The sequence below is a fragment of the Kribbella sp. NPDC026596 genome (genome assembly GCF_040638415.1).
In the GTDB taxonomy this organism is placed as follows: Bacteria; Actinomycetota; Actinomycetes; order Propionibacteriales; family Kribbellaceae; genus Kribbella.
The window spans coordinates 1-23,464 of record NZ_JBEZYF010000096.1 but is presented as its reverse complement, the minus strand read 5'-3'; the positions used below and the strand labels follow the sequence as shown (position 1 = coordinate 23,464).

The following is a 23,464-nucleotide window of genomic DNA, read 5'->3' as shown; positions in this document are numbered from 1 at the left end:
TCCTGGCCGTAATTCTCGGGATCGGTGCGGCGACGGGGAGTCCGGTACCGCTCGCCGACGGAGGCGGCACGGGACAGACTCCGCCGCCGCCCCCTCCGCCGCCGCAGACTGACAGCCACGGCTGGGTCGGCTGAACGTCGCAGCTGTACAACCGCGGGTCCCGGAACGGTGAAGCCGGCCGGGACCCGCTGGGGTGCGCGCCGGTTGCCATCCGCCCGGAGCCGGTGGTCTACTCGATCACCGAGTCATGACGCACCCAGGGGAGGTGTCCGTGGCGGAATCGTTCGGTGCGCGACTGCGTGCCGCCCGGGACGTCGCCGGCGTCTCTCTGGGGGAACTGGCGCGCCGGGTCAACTACCACAAGAGCTATCTGAGCAAGATCGAGAACGACCACAAGCCGCCCACGCCGGCGCTGGCGAAGTTGTGCGACGCCGCGCTGAACACCGGGGGCATCCTCGCCGCGCAGATCGTCGAGGGTGCGGCGGTCCCGGCCGACGATGTTGTCGCGGAGGGAGAGAACTGGCTGCTGGGTCTGACGCCGGCCGGCGGCCTGCGATTCGGTCAGAGCGACCGGCTCCCAGCAGATCTCGCCGCCTTCACAGTGGTCGCGGGGTCGGGGCAGGATGCCGACGATCAGGTGCTGACTGCCCTGCACGCGACCTTCGACCAGTACCGGGTCCTTGGTATGACGGTCAGTCCCGCGCTCGTCCTCGGACCGGTGATCGCTCAGTTGCACTCGCTTCGCAGCCTCTCCCTGGCTGCCACGGAGCCCGGGCGTTCGGCCATCCTGAGGCTGGCTTCGCGGATGGCGGAGTATGCCGGGTGGATGAGTCAGGAGGCCGGCGACGATCGGGCGGCCGCCTGGTGGACGGGACAGGCCGTCCGACTGGCTGAGCAGAGTCTCGACCGGCAGATCGCCGGTTACGCCCTGGTCCGGAAGGCGGAGCTGGCGCTCTACCGGCAGGATGCGATCGCGACGATCGAGCTGGCGGCCCGGGCTCAGCTCGATCCCGCTGCCGCACCTCGGGTGCTCGGTCTCGCCGCGCGTTGTGAAGCCCAGGGCCACGCGCTCGCGGGCGATCTCGACGCGTGCCTGCGTGCCCTGGATCGCGCCGCCGAGCTGCTCGCGCGGGCGGCCGCCGAGCCGGTGTCGTCCGAGCCGGTCCTCGGCTCGTCGGGTGGTTCCGACGAGGTCCGGCTCGCACTCGGCTGGTCACTGTTCGACCTGGGCCGGCCGGAGCAGGCAGCGGCTGTGCTCGACCAGCATCTGGTGTCGATCCCGGCCTTCTCCCGGCGGGCCCGCGCTCGTTTCGGTGTCCGTCAGGCCTTGGCGTACGGACAGGCAGGCGAGGTGGACCAAGCCTGCGTCGTCGTCCGCGCGGCGCTCGACGACGCGGTTCGGGTGGACTCGGCGACGATCCGAGCCGATCTCCGGTACCTGGTTCGGGTCCTGAGTCGCTGGCCGACCCATGACGCGGTCCGCCGGACCCAGCCGCTGCTGTTGGACGCCCTCAACTCGCCGACGTGGGACTAGCGCCACCACCGCATACGCAGGTGAGCTGCGTCCGCTCCCGGCGCACGTCGTCGAGTTGCGGCATCCGGGCCTCGGCGTAGCCGGCCTCGGCGCGGTCCCAGCAGGGCTTCGCCTCCTCGTGGCAGCCCTGCTCGTGCAACGTCCGGGCCAGTCCGTGCTGAACCAGCGCTAGCTTCCCGACATCCCCGGTCTCGCCGGCGAGCGCCTCAGCCGCTCGCCAGGACTGCGATGCGGCGACGAAATTGCGTCGGGCCAGGCAGGTCTCGGCATGGTGCACAAGCACCACGGTTGTCAGGTTCGGGTCACCCAGTGGTTCCGCGATCTTCAGCGCCCGGTCGTGGAGGTCCAGCGCCACCTCGAGCTGCCCCTGCAGTCGGCGGACGTTGCCGATGTTGTCGAGGGCGTACGCGGCGGCTGCGTGATCAGCGATCTCGACGGCCAGCGCATAGGCTCGTTCATGATTGTCCAGCGCAGCGTCGAGGTCGCCCAGGTACTGCTGCGCGGAACCGAGATTGTCCAAGGTGTGCGCCAGACCCTGACGGTTTCCGATCGTCTCCAGGAGAACGGCAGCGGCCTCCTGCTGCTGCGCGGCCAGTTCGTACCTGCCCTGTTGCTGGTTCTGGTGGCCGAGCATGCTGAGCGCGTTCGCCTGACCGCGCTTGTCCCCGATACTCGCGTACTTGCCCAGCGCGGCGTCGAGATGCGCGATCGCCTCGTCCGGATCGCCGAGGTCGGCGCTGACCGCAGCGATGGCGCACAGCGTGTCGGCCTCGCCGCGGACGTCGCCCAGCGCGACCCATTTGGGCAAGGCCTGCGCGGCGACCTCCAAGGCCTGGTTCAGGTTCCCGGTCTGCCAGTACGCCGCGGACAGTCGCAGGAGGACCTGGGCGAATCCCGGTGAGTCGGGCTCGCGGGCGGTCACATCCCGTGCGATGGCGAGGGTGTCGACCCAGTCCCGAAGCCGGGCGGTCGTGTAGAGGAAACGCCACAGCAGTACGGCGAGTTGCCACGTGTGCTCGGGTCTGTCGTGAGTGGCGGCGTATCCGATGGTCGTCACCAGGTTGGCTCGCTCCACAGCCAGCCAGCTGAGTGCGGCCTGTGGGTCGGCGAACGTTCGACCGAGCGCACTGGAGCGTGCCACCACAGGCAGTTGGTCGGTGGCGAACGGGAACGCGGTGGCGATCGCGGCGCGCGTGGTGACGAGGAAGAAGTCGAGGAGGCGGTCGACGGCTGCCTCGGTGAGATCCCCGGACTCGTCGCGTTCGGGTGACACGGAGCGCGCGAACTCCTTGAGCGGGTCCAGCATGGAGTAGCGCTCCGGGGCTTGTTCCTCCAGCATTCCAACCGCGTGCAGGCCGTCGAGCAGGACCCGGGCACGCGCCAGCGTGCAGTTTGCCAGGGCGGCCGCGGCGCGCAGGTCCAGGTCGGCGCCCGGGACCATCCCGCAGAGCCGGAACATCGTGCGCTGGTCGTCGTCGAGATGACGGTAGGAGACGAGGATCGCGGACACGTTGGCCGAGTCCGCGTCCGCGCGCCAGGGCACCCGTTCCTCCAGCAACGTGGCGAGGTGGGCGATCGGCCAGGTCTGATGCCGGCTGAACTGCGCCGCCGCCAGCCGGATGTGCAGGGGGAGTCCACCGCACCCGGTGACGATCCGGTCGATGTCCGACGCCGCGCCGTCGATGCGGCGGGAGTCGACCAGCGTACGGAACTGCTCGGCGCCGTCGAGCGCGGTGAACGGCGACAGCCGGATCTGCTCGCCGCCGTCGATCAGGTCGCTGTCCCTGCGGCTCGTCGCGATCGCGAAGCACCCTGGAGCGTCCGGCAGCAGCTCGCGCACCTGATCGTCCGACGCCGCGTTGTCCAGAACGACGAGCGTGCGGCTTCCGGCGAGCCGCTCCTGGTAGAGCACCGCCCGGTCAGCGGTCTCCTCCGGGACGCGCTCGTCCGGTACGCCGAGATCCCGCAGCAGGACCGCGAGCGCGTCGGCCGGCGTGACCGGCTCGACGTCCAGGGTGAAGCCGTTCAGCGGGACGAAGAGCAGGCCATCGGGGAACGACTCGTTCATCCGGTTGGCTGCTTCTACCGCGAACGTCGTCTTCCCGACGCCCGGCGGACCGCTCACCCAGACCAGCCGGGTGCCGCTGGGCCCGGCCAGTTCGGCGATTCTGCGCAGTGGTTCGGCCCGGTCGGTGAACGCAGCCGGCCGCCGGGGCAGCGTGTTCTTGCGGTCCTGGTAGTGGGCCAGGTGGACCAGTTGGCGGAGCTCGATCGGCGCTGCGATGCCGAACTGCTTCAACTCGTCGACGGTATCGTGGTAGATCTTCAGTGCGCCGATCCGGTCGTGTTCGGCGAGCAGCGCTCGCATGAGCAGTGCTGTCAGACGGGTGTGCGCCGGATGCTTGCGCAACAGCGGCCGGATCTGGTCGCGGACCCACCGATGGTTGCCCTCGGCAAGTTCCAGTTCGGCGAGGTCGCCGACGGCGTCGATCAGCGACTCGTCCGGCGGAAGTACGTCCGGCCCTCCGACCCGGTCGATGTCCAGATCTTCGAGGAAGTCACCGCGCCACAAATCCACTGCCTGGTGCAGCAGGTCGGCTGCCCTGGGCCGGTCGCCGGACCGCAGTGCGGTTGCGGCGCGGTCCTTGAGCTCGGCGAACCGGACGGTGTCGAGCGTGTCGGAGCCCAGGTCGAGGACATAGCCGGTCTGGCTGCTGTCGATGCTGGCGGTGCCGGCGCGCAACATACCGCGAATCTTGCTGATGTAGCCGGCCACCAGATTGGTCGCCGGTCGCTGGCGCTGCTCACCCCAGACGATGTCGATCAACCGGTCCCTGGATACGGGTCGGCCCGCATGGAGTAACAGAACGACTAAAACAAACCTTTGTTGGGGGTCGCCGAGTGCGACCTTCTTCCCGTTGTGCCAGGCCTCGAACGGCCCGAGCAGCCGAAACTCCATCCCGTCCCCACACTCCCCCTCGACACGGCCGCGATGTCGCCGGCCGTTCGCCCCTTGCCTGCCCTATCGGTAGTGGAGCGGTCAACGTTTCGGCGAATCCCTTACCAATCCAGTCCGCATCCATCGCCGCGGTGCACGGTCGGTACAGGACGACCGCTAGGACGAGGAGATCCGATGGCACCAGAGACTGTCCTGCCCTGCTACGTCGCCTGTGACGAATCGCTGTCGATGGCCGGTCATACGAGCACGGTGGCGCGCGTCATCGCCACCTTCGTCGACGGTCTGCGCGGCGCGATGGACGACGACTCGGCCCGGGTACGGCTGGGACTGATCGGCTTCTCCGATTCCGCTCAGGTGCTCGTTCCGCTGGGCCCGCTCGGCGCCTTCGAGTTTCCTTCCGCGCCACGACGAAGTACGTCGATCACCAGTTTTCGCAAGGCTTTCCGGTTCCTGCTGGCCACTGTCGAGGCCGACATCAATCGCTTGCTGAGTTGTTCGGCAGCCGTCCGCCGGCCGCTCGTGCTGTTCGTGTCCGACGGCCAGCCGACCGACCCGGCGACGTGGCCGGCGGCACACGCCGAGCTCATCGACCCGGCCAGGCCGACCCACCCACATCTGCTCACGGCCGGGATCGGCGACGCCGACACCGTGACACTGGCGCGGATCGCGACATCGTCCGTGCCACCGGGTCCCGCCGCCGCGGTGTTCGACGGTTTCACCTGTTCCAGCTGCTGTTCCTTGTTGGTCCGCCGGGTGTGAGCGACGTCCTCCAGCTCTGATCCATCCTCGGTCCAACGGTCCCCGCCACGCTGGCGTCAGCCGGATCCCGTCCGGCTTCTCTCGCATTACCGGAGGTGTGGTGATGAGCCACCGTTTCACGGCGCATCTCGGCGACGAGCCCGTCGGCGATGACCAGCCATATGCACGCCCGCTGCTCCAACTCGGCGACGAACAACCAGTTCCCCGCCAGGGCTGCTGGGCCGGGGACTGCACGGAACCCGAGGAAAGCCCAGTCGATCTGTACTGCGCGAAGCACGAGCGCGTGATTCCTGGGAGCCGGATCAACGTCGGCCCGCGCACGCGCACATTCATCCTCAATCTGCTGCGCTTCGCGATCTGTGGAGCCGTCCTACTCGCGGCCGGGATCGGAACCTCGATCCCGCTCTTCGCGCTGTTCGTCGTGGCCGGCATTGCGGTCGGCGCCGGGTCCCTGCACCGCTTCCCGATGACGGTGAAGGTTGTTATCGGCGCTTGGCTGCTGGCGTGCCTGGTGGCTGCCTTGCTGCCGCTGCTGAGCCCTGGCGTCGAGTCGATCCTTCGCGCGGTTCTGGCCGGCCTGGTCCTCGTCCTTGCGGTCATTCATGCGGGCGCGTTCGCCTGGGCCACGCAGGGATCGTACGGCGGTGCTGCGGCGATCACCGTAGGCGCGTTCGCCACCGTACCGGCGATGGCGATGGGATGGGTGTTGACGCATCCGTCGGTCGGGTTCACCACGGTGCCGTCGTGGGTCCGCCACTGGTTGCTGATCGCGATGGTGACCGGCGTCGTCGGCGCGATGCTGGTCGCGGCGATCGCTGGGGCGGTGCTAGGTCAGTCCAAGGTGAACACCGAGGTGCGTGCGCCCTTGTCGGCGCGTCCGGCACCGTGGGTGGTCCACTGGAAGACCTCCGCTCCGCGCCGGTCCAAGCGGAACCCGTGGGAACAGGCTCTGCTCAAGTTCGAGGCCCGGGCCAAGTACGTCGTTGTCGCGATGGTAAGGGGGATCGCGAACCTACTGTTGCGTGCGGCCCACATCGTGCAGGTCTTCGTGGTGCGGCTGATCAACTGGGTGCATCGCCAAATGGTGATCGCTGTTCGCCGTCTCAAGGCCGCCGTTGTCGGCACCTTCGGAGTGATCGGCAGAGCTGTCGTCTTGGGCCTGACGGTGGCCGGCCGGACGAGTCAGGTGATTGTGCTGCCCGCGCTGGCAGTGGCCGCCGGCGCCGCTGGCGTGGTCTTCGGCTCGGATTACGCCCTGCGCTACCTGCGGGGCGAGGGGCTGGACGTCCTCGGCCCGCTGGCGATCGCGGTGGCCGGGGGATTCGTGGCCCTGACGCTGCTGTGGATGGCCCTGTCCGGGTTGCCGTTCAGCGAAAGCCGGGACTCCTGGCTGAGGTCGGCCCTGCTCGCCGCGCCGCAGCTGATCGTGATGTTCACCCTGGGCGGCTGGGTCGTCGGCCTGCCCGGACTGTTCGGGCCTGGTCCGATCACGGTCGGCCCGGTGACCATCACCTCAACGGCTCTGCTCGTCGCAGTGTTCGCCTGGGCTCGGTGGTCCGGGGACGACGGCGAGGAGCAGGACGAAACGCCCCCGGCAGCAACGGTCCGGCCGGGAAGTAGCTGACAGGAAGGGGGTGATCGAGATGGAGAAGAACCCAGAGATCAAGGGCAAGCCTGATCCGCTGGAGAAGCGTCCGCGCGAGACGTCGGACAAGACGACGCGTGCGCTGGGGAAGGCCGCGATTGACGGCGCCAACCGCGGCAAGCGGTGACTGTGACGGCGGGGACGGTGTCGTCGTGGTCCCGCCGTCCGTCCGGCTCATGCTGCACTCGGGTCGCTGTCGGAGGGGTCGGCGAACCGGGGCAGCAGTCCCTGCAGTTGGGCAACGAGCTGGTTCAGGTCGGACCGGCTGTCGCGGGGACGAAGCCGGACGAACTGGTTGCTCGCCAACTGGCGGATGCTCGGCGGCAACGCGGCCTTCGCCAAGGCGGGCACGTCGCCGACGAGCACCGGGACGACGTGCGCGCCGACCCGGTAGGCCTCGGCGATCTCGGTCCGGACCCAGTCACCGCGCTGGTCGATCAGCCGCCGGCCGTGCTGGTCGGTGGCGGTCAGCCAGTTTCTGCCGATGACAACGAGCAGGACGTCGCACCGTCGTACAGCGGTGCGCAACGCCTTCTCGAACGGCGTACCGGCGGCCATGGACCTGCAGTCGAGGAACACGTTCTCGGCACCGAAGCGGTACGAGAGCGCTGTGTCCAGCAGGGCCGCGGCCACCGGTTCGTCCGAGGTGCGGTAGTTGATGAAGATCGAAGCAGGGTTGGTGTCGTCCATGCCCCAACCTTGGGACAGGACGATTTGTGTTTGCGAACTTGACCACCGGCGAGGCATTGCGGAGCCTCCGCCCGCGACGGGGGCATCCGGGCGCAGCGGCTCCGGTGCACATCCTCGCGAACCGGGAGCTGACGGCGAGTATGCGCCAGCTACGGCAGGCCGCCGGATACGACTTGGCTGAGACCGTCGAGATCCTGAACGAGACGATCGAGGAGCTGTACGCCGAGGTGCGGCAGGCTCCGGAGCCGGACGCGAAGCGGCGGCTGTCAGCCGGCCCACAACGGCTGACCGTGGCCATCGTCCGGCGGATCGAAAGGGGCGAGTACAGCGCTTTCGACCATCGACCCTCGGTGAAGTGGGTCGATGTCGACCAGTTGCTGCCGAGAAAGCGGATGAACGCGAGCCGGGTGCCGGCCTGGCTGGTCCGCGCGTACGACGTCGCGTTCGGAGCCGACGGCTTTCTGACCGACATGTTCACTTGGAGCACGACGCTGCAGGGCGACCAGCTGCGCGACCGGCCACGCCGCGTTCGTGACCTGCCGACCCACGTTCCCGCGGGGGGCGAGTACCAGTTCCTGATCCGTGACCTCGGCGAACCGGACGCCGAGTTTCTCCCGCTGCTGCAGGCACAAGCCGCGCAGCTCGCGGCGCTGGCGGAGCGGCAGCGGACCCACCCTTCGGCCGAGGCGCCGTCGGCCTCTGACGCCTCGGGCGCCCGGGGTGAGGGCGAGGAGAGGTTTCCCGAGGGGTCGATCACCGCGCCCGGCGTCATGTTCGCCAGCCGGTTCGTGCTGCACAACCTAGGAGAGGTGCCGTGGCGCGACCGGCTGCTGTACCGGATCGGCAGCTCCTCGATCGGACTCGGCAGCACTCCGCTGGTGCCGCTTCCCGACACCGACCCCGGCGGCAGCGCCGCCGTCGAGTGGGTACTGCGATCACCGATGACGCCGGGCACTTACCGCGCGTGCCTGAAGATGGCGTTGCCGGACGGCGCCTATTGCTTTCCGACCACGCTCGTGGGTCTGCTCGTGACGATCGTCGTCCCGCCCGCGGATCTCGCCGATCCGTACGAGCCGTGGCCGGATCATGCCTGATCAGCGGGCGGAGGCCTTGCGGAGCCTTCGCGGCGAATTGTCCGTGCGGGCGTTCCACGTCCTGCTGGCGAAGAACGGCCTTGCTCCGGGCCGGTTGAGCAGGCACCGGCTCGGCGATCTCGAGGAGGGAGCCCACGTTCCGCTGGCGGTGTGGGAGGAGATCGCGGACGCGTTGGCGGCCGCGGGCAAGTCAGCTGACGAGGTGGAGCCGCTGCGGTCGGCCGAGGGACTGATCGCCCCACCGCCGCCGAGCACCCCAGATCTGCGCCTGCGGCAATGGAGCAGAATCGTCGCGCGGGTGGCCGGGAATCGATGGTGGAGCGCGCCACTCGCGCTCGCGCAGCGGGTGACGTCGGCAACGAAGGCAGTTTCCTACCTGCAGTTGCTCGATCGTCACGGCGGGTCTCGTGAGCAGCTGGAGCAGGTGCGGCTCCGCTTGGAGCTCGGCCGGACGATCGGGCCGTTCGAGCCGGTCGTGGGCGATGAGGTCCGGATCGATCCGGCCGCGTCGACCCTGCAGGTTCAGCTCGATCATGGTGACCTGTTCGTGCTCAGCGCTCGGCTGCACAACACCGGAACAGTGCCGTGGCGCAATCGGTTGCTCTTCCGCCTCGGTACTCCGGTCTCCTCGAGCCTGCCGCTGACACCGGGGGTGCTGCCGGTGCCGGACACGGATCCCGGTGGGTTCTGCGATCTGATCGTCCCCGGCCGCGCGCACTGGTTCCTCAACCTGGCTGCGGTGAGCTACGTGATGGTGTTCCCGGACCTCTCGTACTGCGTGACGGGCCGGATCGTCTTTCAGGTCGACACCCGGTCGACTGAGTACGAGCAGTCGTACCAGCTCCCACCCGGATTCCCGGGGGGCGACGGCGGCCCGGGTTAGCCGGTGGGAGGCAGGGTGCGGATCAGCTCTAAGTAGGGCTTGTAGGCGGTGGTGAAGGGTTCTGTGGTGGTGATGTGGGTGGCTAGGTAGTCGCAGGTGGCTTGGGCGGTGGCTACTACCTGGGGTGGGTAGTTGTACTTGACCTGGTGCTGGTGGAACTCGTCTTCGTCCATGACGTGGACGGAGCCGTCTCGCATCAACCGGATGTCGAGGTCGAGGTCGACGGTGGTGACGGTGTCGACGCCGAACTCGGCGGGCATGGTGATGTCGCAGTAGATGGCGGTCTGGTGCGGGGTGTCGTTGAAGAGGGCGCTCCACCACTGGCCGTGCGGGAAGAGGCGGACGCGGTGGTGGTCGATGGTGGTCCAGCTGCCGTCGGCGCGCTGGCCGCGGGTGCCGGGGACCGAGCCGACCCACATCCCGTACTCGTCTTCACCGAGCCGGACGGCTTCCACGAGGCGGTGTGGCTGTCCGTCGTATTTGCAGAACAGCGTCTTCACCATGCCGATACCTTCCGCACCCCACCTTCCCCGGTCTGGCTCCATGCGATCACTCTAGGTGAAAGCCGAACCAACCGGCCGGAGCCGACGTCCTGGAATGTGAGATTGCTCCGGTGGTGGTTGCCAAGTTCGGAAACCGGGCGCCGGGTGAATAGACTCAAGTGTTCGAGGACGACCTGCGGGAGGAGCTCGATGCGTGTGCTGGAGACGGTCGGAGGGCCGGCGGACCTCAAGACGCTGACCGGTCAGCAGCTCACTGATCTCGCGGCGGAGATCCGCGATGTGCTGGTCGAGACGGTGTCTCGGACCGGTGGCCACCTGGGGCCGAACCTCGGCATGGTCGAGATCACCCTGGCCATGCACCGCGTGTTCGACTCTCCACGCGACCGGCTGATCTACGACGTCGGGCACCAGGCGTACGTGCACAAGCTGGTCACCGGCCGGGTCTCGGAGTTCGACACGCTGCGTCAGCAAGGCGGCCTGTCGGGCTACCCGAACCAGGCCGAGTCCGAGCACGACATCGTCGAGAACAGCCACGCCTCGACCGCCCTGTCGTACGCCGACGGCCTGGCCAAGGCCTACAAGCTCCGCGGCGAGGACCGGCACGTGGTCGCGCTGATCGGCGACGGTGGCCTGACCGGTGGCATGGCCTGGGAGGCGCTGAACAACATCGCCGCCGCCAAGGACCTCAAGCTGGTCATCATCGTCAACGACAACGGCCGCTCCTACAGCGACACCGTCGGCGGCCTGGCCACGCACCTGACGAGCCTGCGCACCAACCCGCGGTACGAGAAGATCCTCGACCTGATCAAGAAGAACCTCGGGCGTACGCCGTACGTCGGCGCACCGATGTATGAGGTGCTGCACGGGGTGAAGAAGGGCCTGAAGGACATGCTCGCCCCGCAGGGCATGTTCGAGGACCTCGGCCTCAAGTACGTCGGCCCCGTCGCGGGTCACGACCGTGAGGCGATGGAGGACGCGCTGCGCAGCGCGAAGGCCTTCGGCGGCCCGGTGATCGTGCACGCGGTGACCCAGAAGGGCTTCGGGTACGCCGCCGCCGAGCAGGACGAGGAGGACAACTTCCACCAGATCCGCCCGGCCAACAAGCCCAGGGGCTGGACCGACGTGTTCAGCGACGAGATCGTGCGGATCGGTCACCGCCGCCCGGACGTGGTTGCGGTGACGGCGGCGATGCTGCACCCGACCGGCCTGGCGCCGTTCGCCGAGGAGTTCCCGGACCGGATCTTCGATGTCGGCATCGCCGAGCAGCACGCGGTGACGAGCGCGGCCGGGCTGGCGATGGGCGGTCTGCACCCGGTCGTCGGTCTCTACGCGACGTTCCTGAATCGGGCCTTCGACCAGGTCCTCATGGATGTCGCGCTGCACAACTGCGGCGTCACCTTCATGCTGGACCGGGCGGGTGTCACTGGTGATGACGGCCCGTCCCACAACGGCATGTGGGACATGTCGATCCTGCAGGTCGTGCCCGGCCTCCGCCTTGCGGCGCCCCGGGACGGCAAGCGGCTCGAGGAGCTCCTCAACGAAGCCGTCGACGTGAACGACGCGCCTACCGTCCTGCGCTACGCCAAGGGTGAGGTGTACGCCGACATCGACGCGATCGACCAGGTCGGCGGCGTCGACGTACTCAAGAAGTCCGGCAGCGACGTGTTGCTGGTCGGCATCGGGGCGATGACCGCGACCGCGATGGATGTCGCGCATCGGCTGGAGGCACAGGGCTTCGGCGTGACCGTGGTGGACCCGCGGTGGGTCAAGCCCGTCGATCCGGCGCTGGTCGAGCTGGCCGCGAACGTCAACCTGGTGGTCACGATCGAGGACAACGGCCGCGCCGGTGGTTGCGGGTCGATGATCGCCCAGGCGCTGCGTGACGCGAAGGTGGCGACGCCGGTCCGCGACTTCGGGATCCCGCAAGAGTTCCTCCAGCACGCCAAGCGTCCCGCAGTACTGCAGGAGATCGGGCTGACCGGGCAGGAGCTCGCCCGCGACATCACCGAACTCATCGCCAAGCACCACGGCGACGCCCTCAACGAGCCGGCCGGCGGCCGACCGGGCAGCGCCTGAGCCGGACCAGGCCCGAGCCGGAGCGGGACCGTGACTGAGGCAGGGCGGCACACCGGACCGCCGCGGAGCCGGCATGCCGCCCGCCGCCGGACGCGGGTCTGGCCGGTCCTGCTGTCGCTGGTTCTCGTGGCGGTCGCTGTCGCCGGCGGTCTTGCCCTGCACAACTCCAGCGATCGGGCGGACGGTTCGGGTGCCGCCGTGGTCACCACGCCGGATATCGACCTGGCCGCCCGGGCCGCGGCCGTGGACAAGGTGCTGAAGAAGCGCGCCCAGGCTGTCCTCACCGACAACGAGAAGGACTTCCTGGCCGACGTCGACCCGGGCAACAAGAGCCTGATGGCCCGGCAGCGGACGCTCTTCACGAACCTCCGCCAGTTCGGCTTCGCCCGGCTCGCCTACCAGCAGCTGGCCCAGCAGTACGACGACGCCATCACCAAGAAGTACGGCCCGTCGACCTACCTGATCGCGATCGCGATGACGTACCAGATCAAGGGGATCGACATGGTCCCGGTCCGCGCGATGCTCGGCTACACGTTCACCGAACGGCCGATCGGCGAATGGATGCTGGTATCCGACACCGACCTGGACAAGCGGCTGCCGCGCGGCTCGCACCAGGAGGCGTGGGACACCGGCGACGTGCTGGTGAAGCGCGCGCCGCGGGTTCTCGTGGTCGTCGAGAAGGGTCAGGTGCAGCTCGCGACCAAGCTGGTCGGGATGGCGAGCAGCGCGGTCAAGGCGGTCAGCAAGAGTTGGCCGGGCGGCTGGAACGGCTCCGGCATGGTGATCGCGCTCGACGACAAGATCGTCCGCGGTGCCGACTACACGCAGCCGAAGAATGCCGAGGACGCGCTGGCGATGGCGACCTGGGTCTACCGGACGCTGCCGGGCGAGGTCACCGGCGAGGGGGAGCGCGCCGACTCGTACGTCGTCATCAACCCGCGCAACCGGGGCAAGGTCGACGCGCGGACGCTGGCGCACGAGTTCACCCATGTCGCGACCGCGCCGTACGGGCCGTACGCCCCGCGCTGGCTGGTCGAGGGCGCGGCGACGTACGTCGAGTTCCTGCCGATGGACGGTGCGGAGCCGCTGGCGCTCGACAAGTACAAGCGGGACGTCCGGACGAAGTACCTGGCGAAGGCCAAGAGCCTGCCCGTCGACGCGGTCTTCTTCCAGCAGTCCGACAGCTCGTATCCGCTGTCCTGGCTGGCCGTCGACTACCTCTTCGGCCGGTACGGCGGGACCGAGGTCGGCACGCTCTACCAGGAGCTGGCAGCGCTCGGCAAGACGCAGGCCGATCGAGACCGAATCATGCTCGAACACGTCGGCCTGACCGAGGCAGGATTGTTCCAAGCCCTGAAAGCCGCCGCGGCGGCCTAGAACGGCCCGGGTCGAGTAGGGTAGCCGGGCCGTGACTGACGGGTACTCGGAGGGGAACGACCCGAAGTGAGTGCGACCACCCCTAGCGCCGGACCGCCGGGCGCTCAGGTTCCGCCTGGTCCCCGCCGCTGGCTGGGATTGCTGGTGGCGGTGGCACTGGTGTGCGGTGGCGTGGTCTACACCGTTGGAGAGCGGCACGAGGACGCCCGGGCCAGGTCCGTGGCGCCCCAGACGCCAGGGGGGAGCCAGAGCACCAAGCCGTCGAAGACCGCCGCCGCGGTCGCTGCCCTGCGGGTCGCGATCGACACCATCCTGCTGCGTCGTGCGCAGGCCGTGCAGACCGGGAACGAGCCGCTGTTCCTGGCCGACATCGATCCGGCCAACAAGAAGCTGGTGGCCGCGCAGAAGGTGCTGTTCGCGAACCTGGTCGAGATCGGCTTCACCGAGCTCGGCTACAGTCAGGCCGAGGAGCGGTTCAATCCCGCGGTGCTGCAGGCGCACGGCCGGACGACGTACCTGGTCCGGGTGCTGATGCGCTACCAGATCCCGAAGGTCGACATCACGCCGGTGACGACCGAGCTCGGGTACACGTTCGTCAGCCAGGCCGGCCGGTGGGTGCTCACCGACGACGACGATCTGGACAACGACCTCGGCCCGGGTGCGCACCAGGAGGCCTGGGACCTGGGCCGGATCGAGGTGCTCCGCGGGCCGCGGGTGCTGGTCGTGGTGGAGAAGGGCGACACCAAGCGCGGCCGGGCGATCGTAACGGAGGCGTCCGAGGGACTGGCCGAGGTGTCGGCGTACTGGCCGCGGAAGTGGCGTGGCTCGGTCTTCGTGATCGCGCTCGACGAGACCAACGTCCGCGACGCCCGGTTCGCCGACGAAGACATCGAGTCGGCCGCGAGTGCGGGCTCGACGTTCTCCTCGCTGCCCGGTCAGGACACCGCCGACGGCACGGTCGCCGGCGCCTACATCGTGATCAACCCGAACGAGCGTGACCGGGTCGACGAGATCCTGCTGTCGCACGAGACCACCCACGTGGCCACCGCCGACCTCGGCGGTTACGAACCACTGTGGCTGGCCGAGGGCGCGGCCGAGTACGTGTCCTGGCGGGGGATCGAGGCGATCAGCGGACCGGGTGAGGTCGGCAAGTGGGAGCAGGACGTCATCGACGAGGCGCTGCCGGCCATGAGCTCGCTGCCCGACGACGCGGGCTTCTACCAGAACTCCACAGACGTGTACGGCGTCAGCTGGCTGGCCGTGCGCTACCTGGTGCAGCGACTCGGGCTCGACCATGTCGAGGACCTGTACGAGGACATGGCGATGCACGGCACCGACCAGGCCTCCCGGGATCGCATCCTGCTCAGCCGCAGCGGCCTCACCGAGGCGACGTTGTGGACCTCACTGCAGACCTACCAGCCGCAACGCTGAGTGGCGGTTTGACCTCGCGCGGTCAGAAAGGCAGTCTCGAATGGGTTCCGTCCATTCGAGGAGGCGCAAATGAGTCTTGTGCGGAAGAAGACGATCGAGCAGTCGATCGCGGACACCGACGAACCGGAGTACCAGCTCAAGAAACGCCTCACCGCGGTCGATCTGACCGTCTTCGGCATCGGTGTCATCATCGGCGCCGGCATCTTCACGCTGACCGGCCGCGCGGCCAAGGCGTACGCCGGGCCGGGGATCGCGCTCTCGTTCGTGCTGGCCGCGGTCTGCTGTGCGCTCGCCGCACTGTGCTACGCCGAGTTCTCGTCCACGGTCCCGGTGTCGGGGTCGGCGTACACGTTCTCGTACTTCTCTCTCGGTGAGATCTTCGCCTGGATCATCGGCTGGGACCTGCTGCTCGAGTTGATGCTCGGGGCAAGCGTCGTCGCCCAGGGCTGGTCGACGTACGCCGCTCTGTTCCTCGATGAGATCGGTTTGGGCTGGCCGGAATCGATCGGGCCGGACAGCAACGTGAACGTGCTCGCGATGCTGCTGGTCGCGGCGCTGGCGACCCTCGCGACGATCGGGATCAAGGAGTCGCTGCGGGTCAACCTGGTGCTGGTCGCGATCAAGCTCTTCGTGGTCCTGTTCGTGATCATCGCCGGCCTGTTCTACATCAAGGGCTCGAACCTCTCGCCGTTCATCCCGCCGAGCGTGCCGGCCCCGAACGGCGACGTCACCATCACCACCCCGCTGTTCCAGGCGCTGTTCGGGTTCACTCCGTCGACGTTCGGCGTGATGGGCCTGGTGTCGGGCGCGTCGCTGGTGTTCTTCGCGTTCATCGGGTTCGACGTCGTCGCGACCACCGCCGAAGAGGCGAAGAACCCGCAGCGCGACCTGCCGCGCGGCATCATCGGCTCGCTGGCGATCTGCACCGTGCTCTACGTACTGGTCTGCATCGTGATCACCGGCATGGTGAAGTACACCGACATCAACGGTGAGGCGGCGCTGGCCGAGGCGTTCCGCTCGGTCGGGCGCGGCGGCTTCGCGACACTCATCTCCGCGGGTGCCGTGGCCGGTCTGACCACGGTGGTGCTGACCCTGATGATCGGCGCCGCCCGCGTGGTGTTCGCGATGAGCCGCGACCACCTGATGCCGCGTCAGCTGGGCAAGACCCACCCGAAGTGGGGTACGCCGTACCGCCTGACCATCGCGATCGGCATCATCGTCGCGATCGTGGCCGGTCTCACCCCGATCGGGAAGCTCGAGGAGATGGTGAACATCGGCACCCTGGCCGCGTTCACCCTGGTCTCGATCGCCGTACCGCTGCTGCGCAAGAGCCGGCCGGACATCGAGCGTTCGTTCCGGGTGCCGGGCAACCCGGTGATCCCGATCCTGGCCGCGCTCATCTGCCTCTACCTGATGCTGAACCTGTCACTGGAGACCTGGCTGCGGTTCGCCATCTGGATGGTGCTCGGCTTCCTCGTCTACGCCCTCTACGGCTACCGCAAGAGCCGGGTGGGCATCGAGGAACGCACCGGCGAGGTCACCAAGGCCTGACCTGCCCGCTCGGATGGTCGGCGGACGGTAGGATCAGCCGACCGTCCGAGGGGGATATCGATGAAGCACCCGAGACGCTTGCTCGCGGGCTGTGCCGCTCTGGCGCTCGCCGCGACCGCGGGTGTCATCGTCGTCCGCGATCAGCAGGGCGCGTCGCCCGGCAGCAATGCCGCGGCCGCGGTCGAGGCCACCGCGACGCCCGGCCGCCTCACGGATGCGCAGAAGAAGGTCCGCAAGGACGAGGTCGACGTCGTCCTGGCGGCTCGGGCGAGAGCGGTGCTGAAGGGTAGCCAGGGCGGTTTCCTCGCCGCGGTCGATCCGAAGCAGCCGCGGCTGGTGGCGCGGCAGAAGCTGTTGTTCACGAACCTGCGGAAGTTCGGGTTCACCCAGCTGACGTACTTCGCCGCGGAGGAGCGCGAGTCGCCGGAGCTGACCACGAAGTACGGCGCGGCTGCGTTCACGACCCGGGTGATGATGCGGTACCAGCTGGCCGGCCTGGACGCGAAGCCGGTGCAGACCGACCTCGGGTACACGTTCGTACGGCGCTCGGGGGCCTGGATCCTGGTCGAGGACAGCGCGATCGACGGTGAGCTGAGCGACGACGGGCACCGGCAGCCGTGGGACTACCAGGAGGTCGCGGTGGTCCGGCGCGGCAAGGTCGTCGTCGTGGTCGACAAGCGCGAGCTCGCGCTCGGCCAGAAGGTCGCGAAGGTGTCGCAGGGGGCGGTCGACGCGGTCCGGCGGCACTGGCCGCGACCGTGGAACGGCGCGGTGATGGTGGTCGCGATGGCCGAACCGCGGGTGATGTCGCTGCTGTGGACGTCCGGCTCGGGCTCCGGCTGGACCATCGCGGCCAAGGCGGTCACCCTGTACGACGGCGAGCCGATCGGGCCGAAGACGACGACGCCGGTGAGCAGCCGGATCGTGGTGAACCCGGCGGTCCGCAAGCGGCTCGACGAGGATCTGCTGGTGCACGAGATGACGCACGTCGCGACCGTGCCGATCGGTCACAACACCCCGATCTGGCTGGTCGAGGGGCTCGCGGAGTATGTGCGCTGTGCGTCGATCGAGGATGATCCGCACTGGACCGTCGACCCGTACCGCAAGACGGTGCGCACCAAGTATCTGCCGGGGATGAAGGTGCTGCCCGGTCCCGCGGAGTTCGACGCCGACGGGGATCGCTCGTACGGGCAGAGCTGGTGGATCACGGCGTACCTGGAGTCGAAGCTGGGGGAGAAGGGTGTGGCATCGCTCTACACCGACCTGGCGCAGCACAGCACGACTCAGGCGGCGTACGAGGCGATCGTCAAGAAACACACGGGGAAGACGCCGGCCCAGCTGGTCGCCGCCGTCAAGAAATTCAAAGGCTGAAAAGCACCCGCCCCCTCGCTTCGCTCGGGGGCGGGGATGGGACACAAAGTCGGGACCGGGCTGGGCTGGCGTGTGCTGGGCTGGCGTGCCGGGGACCGGGCGGTGCTGGGGGCCGGAGCGGGCTTCCGGCTCCGCACCGACCCCCAGCGGTCTGTCAGGCCAGGCTGGCGACGCCCTTCGGCAGGAAGCGAGCTCCGTTGACCTTTTCGGCGATGCCGGTGCGGTCCAGGTAGGGGGTGATGCCGCCTAGGTGGAAGGGCCAGCCGGCGCCGAGGAGGAGGCAGAGGTCGATGTCTGCGGCCTCGGCGACCACGCCCTCGTCGAGCATGATCTTGATTTCTTCGGCCAGTGCGGTGAGGACCCGGTCGCGCAGTTCGTCGGGGGTGGACGGCTTGTCGCCGACCGTCACCAGGGCCTCGACCTCAGGATCGACGACCGGCTTGCCCTCCGGCCACAGGTAGAACGAGCTCTTGCCGGCGGCAACGACCTTGGCGAGGTTCTCCGAGACCGTGAAGCGGTCCGGGTACGCCCGGTTCATCGTCTCGGCCACGTGCAGCGCGACCGGCAGACCGACCAGCTGCAGCAGCACGAACGGCGGCATCGGCAGCCCCAGCGCCGACAACGCCTTGTCCGCCGCCGGAATCGGCGTGCCTTCGTCCACCGCCGCGCTGACCTCACCCAGGAACCGGGTCAGCAGCCGGTTCACCACGAACGCCGGCGCGTCCTTCACCAGGACGCACGACTTCTTCAGCGTCTTGCCGACCGCGAACGCGGTCGCCAGCGACGCGTCGTCGGTCTGGCCGGCCCGGATGATCTCGAGCAGCGGCAGCACCGCGACCGGGTTGAAGAAGTGGAACCCGACCACCCGCTCGGGGTGCTCCAGGTCCGCGGCCATGTCGGTGACCGACAGGGACGAGGTGTTCGTGGCCAGGATCGCGTCCGGCCGGACGATCTTCTCCAGGTCCGCGAAGATCGTCTTCTTCAGCTGCAGTTCCTCGAACACGGCCTCGATCACGAAGTCGGCGTCCGCGAACACGGCCCGGTCCACCGAGCCGGAGACGAGCGCCTTCAGCTGGTTCGCCTTGTCCGGCCGGATCCGGCCCTTGCCGAGCAGCTTGTCGATCTCACCGTGCACATACCCGACCCCACGGTCCACGCGCTCCTGGTCGAGGTCCGTGAGTACGATGGGGACCTCGAGGCGCCGTACGAACAGCAGCGCCAGCTGGCCCGCCATCAGACCGGCGCCGACGACGCCGACCTTGGTGACCGGGCGGGCGAGCGACTTGTCCGGCGCACCGGCGGGGCGCTTGGCCCGCTTGTTCACCAGGTCGAACGCGTAGAGGCCGCTGCGCAGCTCCTCGCTCATGATCAGGTCGGCCAGCGCCTCGTCCTCGGCCGCGAACCCACGGTCGCGATCGTTGTCCTTGGCCGCTGCGATCAACTCCAGCGCCCGGTACGGCGCCGGCGCCGCACCGCTCACCTTGACGTCGGCGAAACCTTTGCCCCGGGCAACAGCCGCGTCCCACGCGGCTCCGCGGTCGATCTCCGCCCGCTCGACGACCACCGCGCCGGTCAGCACCTTGCTCGCCCAGACCAGCGACTGCTCGAGGAAGTCCGCCGAGTCCAGCAGTACGTCGCCGATGCCGAACCGCACCGCCTCCGGCCCGGTCAGCATCCTGTTCTGGTTCAGGGCGTTCTCGACCACGACCTTGACGGCCTTGTCGGCGCCGATCAGGTTCGGCAGCAGGAAGTTGCCACCCCAGCCCGGGATCAGGCCGAGGAAGACCTCCGGCGTCGACAGCATGCCGGCCGCGACCGAGATGGTCCGGTAGGTCGCGTGCAGCGCGACCTCGAGGCCGCCGCCGAGCGCGACTCCGTTGACGAACGCGAACGACGGCTTGCCGCCGTCGACCAGCTTGCGCAGCACCCCGTGGCCGATCCGGCCCAGGTTCAGCGCCTGCTCCCGGTCGACCAGCTTCGGTACGCCGGTCAGGTCGGCGCCCGCGGCCAGGATGAACGGCTTGCCGGTCACACCGATCGCGACGATCTCGTCGCGCGCCAACGCGGCGTCGATCGCGGTGTTGAGCGAGGCCAGACCCTTCGGGCCGAAGGTGTTCGGCTTAGTGTGGTCGTGCCCGTTGTCGAGCGTGATCAGCGCCATCAGGCCGGCCTTGCCCGGCAGCACGACATCCCGCGAGTGCGCGAGTGTGACGACCTCGTCGTCCGACAGCGCGACAGCTGAATCAATCAGTTCCTGCAGGCTCATGCGGCCGCGTTCCCTTCCCAGTTCGGGTTCTCCCAGATGACGGTTCCACCCATGCCGAGGCCGACGCACATGGTGGTGAGGCCGTAGCGGACCTCGGGGCGCTGCTCGAACTGCTTGGCCAGCTGGTTCATCAGCCGGACGCCGGACGACGCCAGCGGGTGGCCGTAGGCGATCGCACCGCCGTACGGGTTGACCCTCGGGTCGTCGTCGGCGATGCCGTAGTGCTCCAGGAACGCGATCGCCTGGACAGCGAAGGCCTCGTTCACCTCGAAGGCCTGGATGTCGTCGATGGTCAACCCGGCGAGCTTGAGGGCCTTCTCGGTCGCCGGGATCGGCCCGACGCCCATCACCTCGGGCTCGACGCCGGCGAAGCCGTACGAGACCAGCTTCATCTTCGGGGTCAGCCCGAGCTCCGCGGCGGCCTCGGTGGATGCGAGGACGCAGGCGGTGGCGCCGTCGTTGATGCCGGCGGAGTTGCCCGCGGTGACGCGGCCGTGCGGACGGAACGGCGTCTTCAGCTTGGCGAGGTCCTCGGCCGTCGTGCCCGGGCGCATCGGCTCGTCAGTGGACGCGTAGCCCCAGCCCTGCTCGGCCGACCGGGTCGCGATCGGGACCAGGTCGGGCTGGATCAGGTCGTTGGCATAGGCCTTGGCGGCCCGCTCCTGGGACGCGACGGCGAACGCGTCCGCGCGCTCCTTGGTGATGGTCGGGAAGCGGTCGTGCAGATTCTCCGCGGTCGACCCCATCACCAGGGCGGAGGTGTCGACCAGCTTCTCGGAGATGATCCGCGGATTCGGGTCGACGCCCTCGCCCATCGGGTGGCGGCCCATGTGCTCGACGCCGCCGGCCACGACCACGTCGTACGCGCCGAAGGCGATCCCGGCGGCGGTGGTGGTGACGGCGGTCATCGCGCCGGCGCACATCCGGTCGATGGCGTAGCCGGGGGTGGTGTTCGGCAGGCCGGCCAGCAGGGCCGCGGTCCGGCCGATGGTCAGGCCCTGGTCGCCGATCTGGGTGGTGGCCGCGATCGCGACCTCGTCCACCCGCTCCGGCGGGAGCTCCGGGTTCCGCCGCAGCAGCTCCCGGATGCACTTGATGACGAGGTCGTCGGCGCGGGTTTCGGCGTACTGGCCCTTGGCCTTGCCGAACGGGGTGCGAACGCCGTCGACGAACACGACATCGCGGATCTCACGGGGCACGAGGGCCCTCCTCTGGGGTCGGGAAAGCTACCCCGATGCTACCCGCCGGTAACAGAACTCCCCAACCACCCCACGCTGTGCGGCTGCTCACAAACCACAGCCATCTGGTCACTCAGGCGTAACCCGTGGCGAATGGCGTCGAATCGGCGCATGCTGGTGCCAGGTAGCTATGGGGAGCCGTTCTATGAACAACTTTGATCTCGCCGTACCCGTCCTCAGCCGGGGGAAGCACCGCAATCCGCGTAAGGGCGCCTGTTTCATGGAGTTCGCCTCGTATCTGGCGGGCGAGCCATGGTCGGACCACCCTGCCTGCACGCATCCGCTGCTCGCGGGCGTGGCGCGGGACGTCAACGACTGTACGACGGACGCCGGCCGGTCCCGGCTGGCGCCGCTGATCCCGTCCGTGATCGGCCTGACGCCCGACGATCCGCACGTCGTGCCGCGGGTGACCGCGCGCTGCATCCAGCACGCGTTGCCGGTGGTCTCGCAGGAGCGCCAGTACATCCTGGCCGTCGCGTTGCTGGTGGGGGAGAAGCACCTGGCCGCCCTGGACGGACGTCCGCTGGACGACCTCGAGCCGGACTCGCTCGCGGTGCTGGAGTCGGTCCCGTCCGCGACCAAGTGGGCGCGGTCCTTCACCGCCCGGACCCGCCGGGGCACGCCGGACTTCGCCCGCCGGACCGCACCCCGGGCCGTGTCGTGCGCGGTCGAAGGCATCTCTCAGGCCTGCGTACCGGACCCGGACGACCGGTTGTACAACCTGCTCATCGCCGCGATCGCGGAATGCAAGGCCTGGGTGCCCAAGCCCGCGCCTGCTCCGATGCCGATCACGGAAGACCGCGTGGAAGTTCGCTAGCCGAGAAGTAGGCTTCACCGTGTGACGTTGGAGATCGATACCGGTACAGGGTTGATGCCAGTCCACGAGTGGGGCTCCATGGACAGCGACACGCCGGGGGTGCTGCTCCTTCAGGAGATCTTCGGGGTCTCCGACTACATCAAGCAGCGTGCGGCGGATCTTGCTGCGCTCGGGTACTACGTGGTGGCGCCCGAGATCTACTGGCGGCTGGACGACACCGCGCTCGACGAGTCGGACCCTGAGTTGCTGCAGCGCGCCATGGGCATCGTGCAGCGGCTCGACTGGGACCTGGCCGTTTCGGACGCGGTCGCCGCGCTGGAGTACTTGCGCGGTCGCGACCGCGCCACTGGCGTGGTCGGCTTCTGCTTCGGTGGTGGCCTCGGCTTCAACGTCGCCGCGGCCTCGTCGCCGGACGTCCTGGTGAGCTACTACGGCTCCGCGCTGCCGCGGCTCCTGGAGCTCGCGCCGAAGGTGGATGCGCGAAGCCTGCATCACTTCGGCGACGCGGACACCTATCTCGAGGTGGACGCGGTCGTCCCGGCGCTGGGCGAGGCCGAGATCCACCGGTACCCCGGCGCCGGTCACGCGTTCGACAACCCCTTGCCTGCCTTCCACCACGCGGACGCCTCCGAGCTCGCGTGGCGCCGTACCGTCGACTTCCTCGCCCGCAACCTCCCAACCTCCCAAGGAACAGCATGAGCCTGTACGACATCCCGCTGACGACCCTCTCCGGTGCACCGACCTCCCTCGGTGACTACAAGGGCAAGGCCGTCCTCGTCGTCAACGTCGCGTCGAAGTGTGGCCTGACCCCGCAGTACGAGGGCCTGGAGAAGCTCCAGGAGACGTACGCGTCCCGCGGCTTCACCGTGCTCGGTGCCCCGTGCAACCAGTTCGGCGGCCAGGAGCCGGGGACGGCGGAGGAGATCGAGACCTTCTGCTCCACGACGTACGGCGTGACCTTCCCGATGCTGGACAAGCTCGAGGTGAACGGCGACGGCCGGCACCCGCTGTACGCCGAGCTGACCGCGACGCCGGACGCCGCCGGCGAGGCCGGTGACATCCAGTGGAACTTCGAGAAGTTCCTGATCAGCCCCGAAGGTACGGTCGCGGCCCGCTTCCGCCCGCGCACCGAGCCGCAGTCCGACGAGATCGTCACCGCGATCGAAGCCCAGCTCCCGGCCTAGTTCCGCCTGCTCGTCAGATCGCCCACCGCGGCTCCGCGGTGGGCGATTTCATTCAACCGGATTCTATTGCAACAACACTTTCGAAA

The 23,464-nt window shown here is 68.7% G+C and carries 19 protein-coding genes; 14 read left to right on the top strand and 5 right to left on the bottom strand.

The features are described from left to right. The first annotated feature begins 271 nt into the window (after nucleotides 1–271). The gene (locus AB0E63_RS42755) at nucleotides 272–1,534 is read left to right on the top strand and encodes a helix-turn-helix transcriptional regulator (protein WP_360379521.1); all 1,263 of its coding nucleotides are present in this window, start codon (nucleotides 272–274) and stop codon (nucleotides 1,532–1,534) included. Here the strand turns inward: AB0E63_RS42755 and AB0E63_RS42750 are convergent. After that, entirely contained in the window at nucleotides 1,512–4,493 is a 2,982-nt protein-coding gene (locus AB0E63_RS42750; protein WP_360379518.1) for a tetratricopeptide repeat protein, read from the bottom strand. The two genes, AB0E63_RS42755 and AB0E63_RS42750, sit on opposite strands and share 23 nt — an antisense overlap. Before the next feature lie 174 nt (nucleotides 4,494–4,667). Here AB0E63_RS42750 and AB0E63_RS42745 point away from each other — a divergent pair, with 174 nt between their 5' ends. The 3 genes from AB0E63_RS42745 to AB0E63_RS42735 all read left to right on the top strand — a co-directional run bounded on the left by AB0E63_RS42745 (nucleotide 4,668) and on the right by AB0E63_RS42735 (nucleotide 7,024). Continuing rightward, a complete protein-coding gene (locus tag AB0E63_RS42745; protein ID WP_360379515.1) occupies nucleotides 4,668–5,252 on the top strand; it encodes a VWA domain-containing protein in 585 nt (194 codons plus the stop codon). A gap of 103 nt (nucleotides 5,253–5,355) precedes the next feature. Continuing rightward, nucleotides 5,356–6,876 (top strand): hypothetical protein, encoded by a 1,521-nt coding sequence (locus AB0E63_RS42740; protein ID WP_360379513.1) that lies wholly within the window; start codon nucleotides 5,356–5,358, stop codon nucleotides 6,874–6,876. Between the two features lie 19 nt (nucleotides 6,877–6,895). Next, nucleotides 6,896–7,024, top strand: a complete 129-nt coding sequence (locus AB0E63_RS42735; protein WP_360379510.1) for a hypothetical protein — start codon at nucleotides 6,896–6,898, stop codon at nucleotides 7,022–7,024. 47 nt (nucleotides 7,025–7,071) lie between these two features. Here AB0E63_RS42735 and AB0E63_RS42730 read toward each other — a convergent pair whose 3' ends face one another. Next, complete coding sequence (locus AB0E63_RS42730) at nucleotides 7,072–7,587, bottom strand: toll/interleukin-1 receptor domain-containing protein (RefSeq protein WP_360379507.1); 516 nt, start codon at nucleotides 7,585–7,587, stop codon at nucleotides 7,072–7,074. A 26-nt stretch (nucleotides 7,588–7,613) separates the two neighbouring features. Here AB0E63_RS42730 and AB0E63_RS42725 point away from each other — a divergent pair, with 26 nt between their 5' ends. Both AB0E63_RS42725 and AB0E63_RS42720 read left to right on the top strand, forming a co-directional pair. Further along, nucleotides 7,614–8,681, top strand: a complete 1,068-nt coding sequence (locus AB0E63_RS42725; RefSeq protein WP_360379505.1) for a hypothetical protein — start codon at nucleotides 7,614–7,616, stop codon at nucleotides 8,679–8,681. After that, nucleotides 8,674–9,564 carry a hypothetical protein gene (locus tag AB0E63_RS42720; protein WP_360379503.1) on the top strand — a complete coding sequence of 297 codons (891 nt, stop codon included), beginning with the start codon at nucleotides 8,674–8,676 and terminating at the stop codon, nucleotides 9,562–9,564. The genes AB0E63_RS42725 and AB0E63_RS42720 overlap by 8 nt, the downstream gene beginning before the upstream one ends. On the opposite strand, the gene AB0E63_RS42715 is transcribed toward AB0E63_RS42720, so the two are convergent. After that, complete coding sequence (locus AB0E63_RS42715) at nucleotides 9,561–10,109, bottom strand: DUF402 domain-containing protein (protein ID WP_360379501.1); 549 nt, start codon at nucleotides 10,107–10,109, stop codon at nucleotides 9,561–9,563. The two genes, AB0E63_RS42720 and AB0E63_RS42715, sit on opposite strands and share 4 nt — an antisense overlap. Before the next feature lie 147 nt (nucleotides 10,110–10,256). On the opposite strand from AB0E63_RS42715, the gene dxs reads away from it, so the two are divergent. The 5 genes from dxs to AB0E63_RS42690 all read left to right on the top strand — a co-directional run bounded on the left by dxs (nucleotide 10,257) and on the right by AB0E63_RS42690 (nucleotide 17,873). Continuing rightward, nucleotides 10,257–12,143 carry a 1-deoxy-D-xylulose-5-phosphate synthase gene (dxs, locus tag AB0E63_RS42710; RefSeq protein ID WP_360379499.1) on the top strand — a complete coding sequence of 629 codons (1,887 nt, stop codon included), beginning with the start codon at nucleotides 10,257–10,259 and terminating at the stop codon, nucleotides 12,141–12,143. A gap of 30 nt (nucleotides 12,144–12,173) precedes the next feature. Further along, the gene (locus AB0E63_RS42705; RefSeq protein WP_360379497.1) at nucleotides 12,174–13,520 is read left to right on the top strand and encodes a hypothetical protein; all 1,347 of its coding nucleotides are present in this window, start codon (nucleotides 12,174–12,176) and stop codon (nucleotides 13,518–13,520) included. 144 nt (nucleotides 13,521–13,664) lie between these two features. Further along, nucleotides 13,665–14,951: a hypothetical protein gene (locus AB0E63_RS42700; protein WP_360379494.1), complete on the top strand. Its 1,287-nt coding sequence runs from the start codon at nucleotides 13,665–13,667 to the stop codon at nucleotides 14,949–14,951. Nucleotides 14,952–15,020: 69 nt separating this feature from the next. After that, nucleotides 15,021–16,502 (top strand): amino acid permease, encoded by a 1,482-nt coding sequence (locus AB0E63_RS42695; protein WP_360379491.1) that lies wholly within the window; start codon nucleotides 15,021–15,023, stop codon nucleotides 16,500–16,502. 60 nt (nucleotides 16,503–16,562) lie between these two features. Next, nucleotides 16,563–17,873, top strand: coding sequence for a hypothetical protein (locus AB0E63_RS42690; RefSeq protein ID WP_360379489.1), 1,311 nt, complete (start codon nucleotides 16,563–16,565; stop codon nucleotides 17,871–17,873). A gap of 154 nt (nucleotides 17,874–18,027) precedes the next feature. On the opposite strand, the gene AB0E63_RS42685 is transcribed toward AB0E63_RS42690, so the two are convergent. Next, nucleotides 18,028–20,139 carry a 3-hydroxyacyl-CoA dehydrogenase NAD-binding domain-containing protein gene (locus AB0E63_RS42685; RefSeq protein ID WP_360379486.1) on the bottom strand — a complete coding sequence of 704 codons (2,112 nt, stop codon included), beginning with the start codon at nucleotides 20,137–20,139 and terminating at the stop codon, nucleotides 18,028–18,030. Further along, a complete protein-coding gene (locus tag AB0E63_RS42680) occupies nucleotides 20,136–21,338 on the bottom strand; it encodes an acetyl-CoA C-acyltransferase (RefSeq protein WP_360379484.1) in 1,203 nt (400 codons plus the stop codon). The genes AB0E63_RS42685 and AB0E63_RS42680 overlap by 4 nt, the downstream gene beginning before the upstream one ends. 184 nt (nucleotides 21,339–21,522) lie before the next feature. On the opposite strand from AB0E63_RS42680, the gene AB0E63_RS42675 reads away from it, so the two are divergent. The 3 genes from AB0E63_RS42675 to AB0E63_RS42665 are packed head-to-tail and all read left to right on the top strand — an operon-like array spanning nucleotide 21,523 to nucleotide 23,378. Next, nucleotides 21,523–22,194: a hypothetical protein gene (locus tag AB0E63_RS42675; protein ID WP_360379482.1), complete on the top strand. Its 672-nt coding sequence runs from the start codon at nucleotides 21,523–21,525 to the stop codon at nucleotides 22,192–22,194. 21 nt (nucleotides 22,195–22,215) lie between these two features. Continuing rightward, nucleotides 22,216–22,893, top strand: a complete 678-nt coding sequence (locus tag AB0E63_RS42670) for a dienelactone hydrolase family protein (protein ID WP_360379480.1) — start codon at nucleotides 22,216–22,218, stop codon at nucleotides 22,891–22,893. After that, entirely contained in the window at nucleotides 22,890–23,378 is a 489-nt protein-coding gene (locus AB0E63_RS42665) for a glutathione peroxidase (protein WP_360379477.1), read from the top strand. Before AB0E63_RS42670 ends, AB0E63_RS42665 begins: the two co-directional genes overlap by 4 nt. Nucleotides 23,379–23,464: the final 86 nt, after the last annotated feature.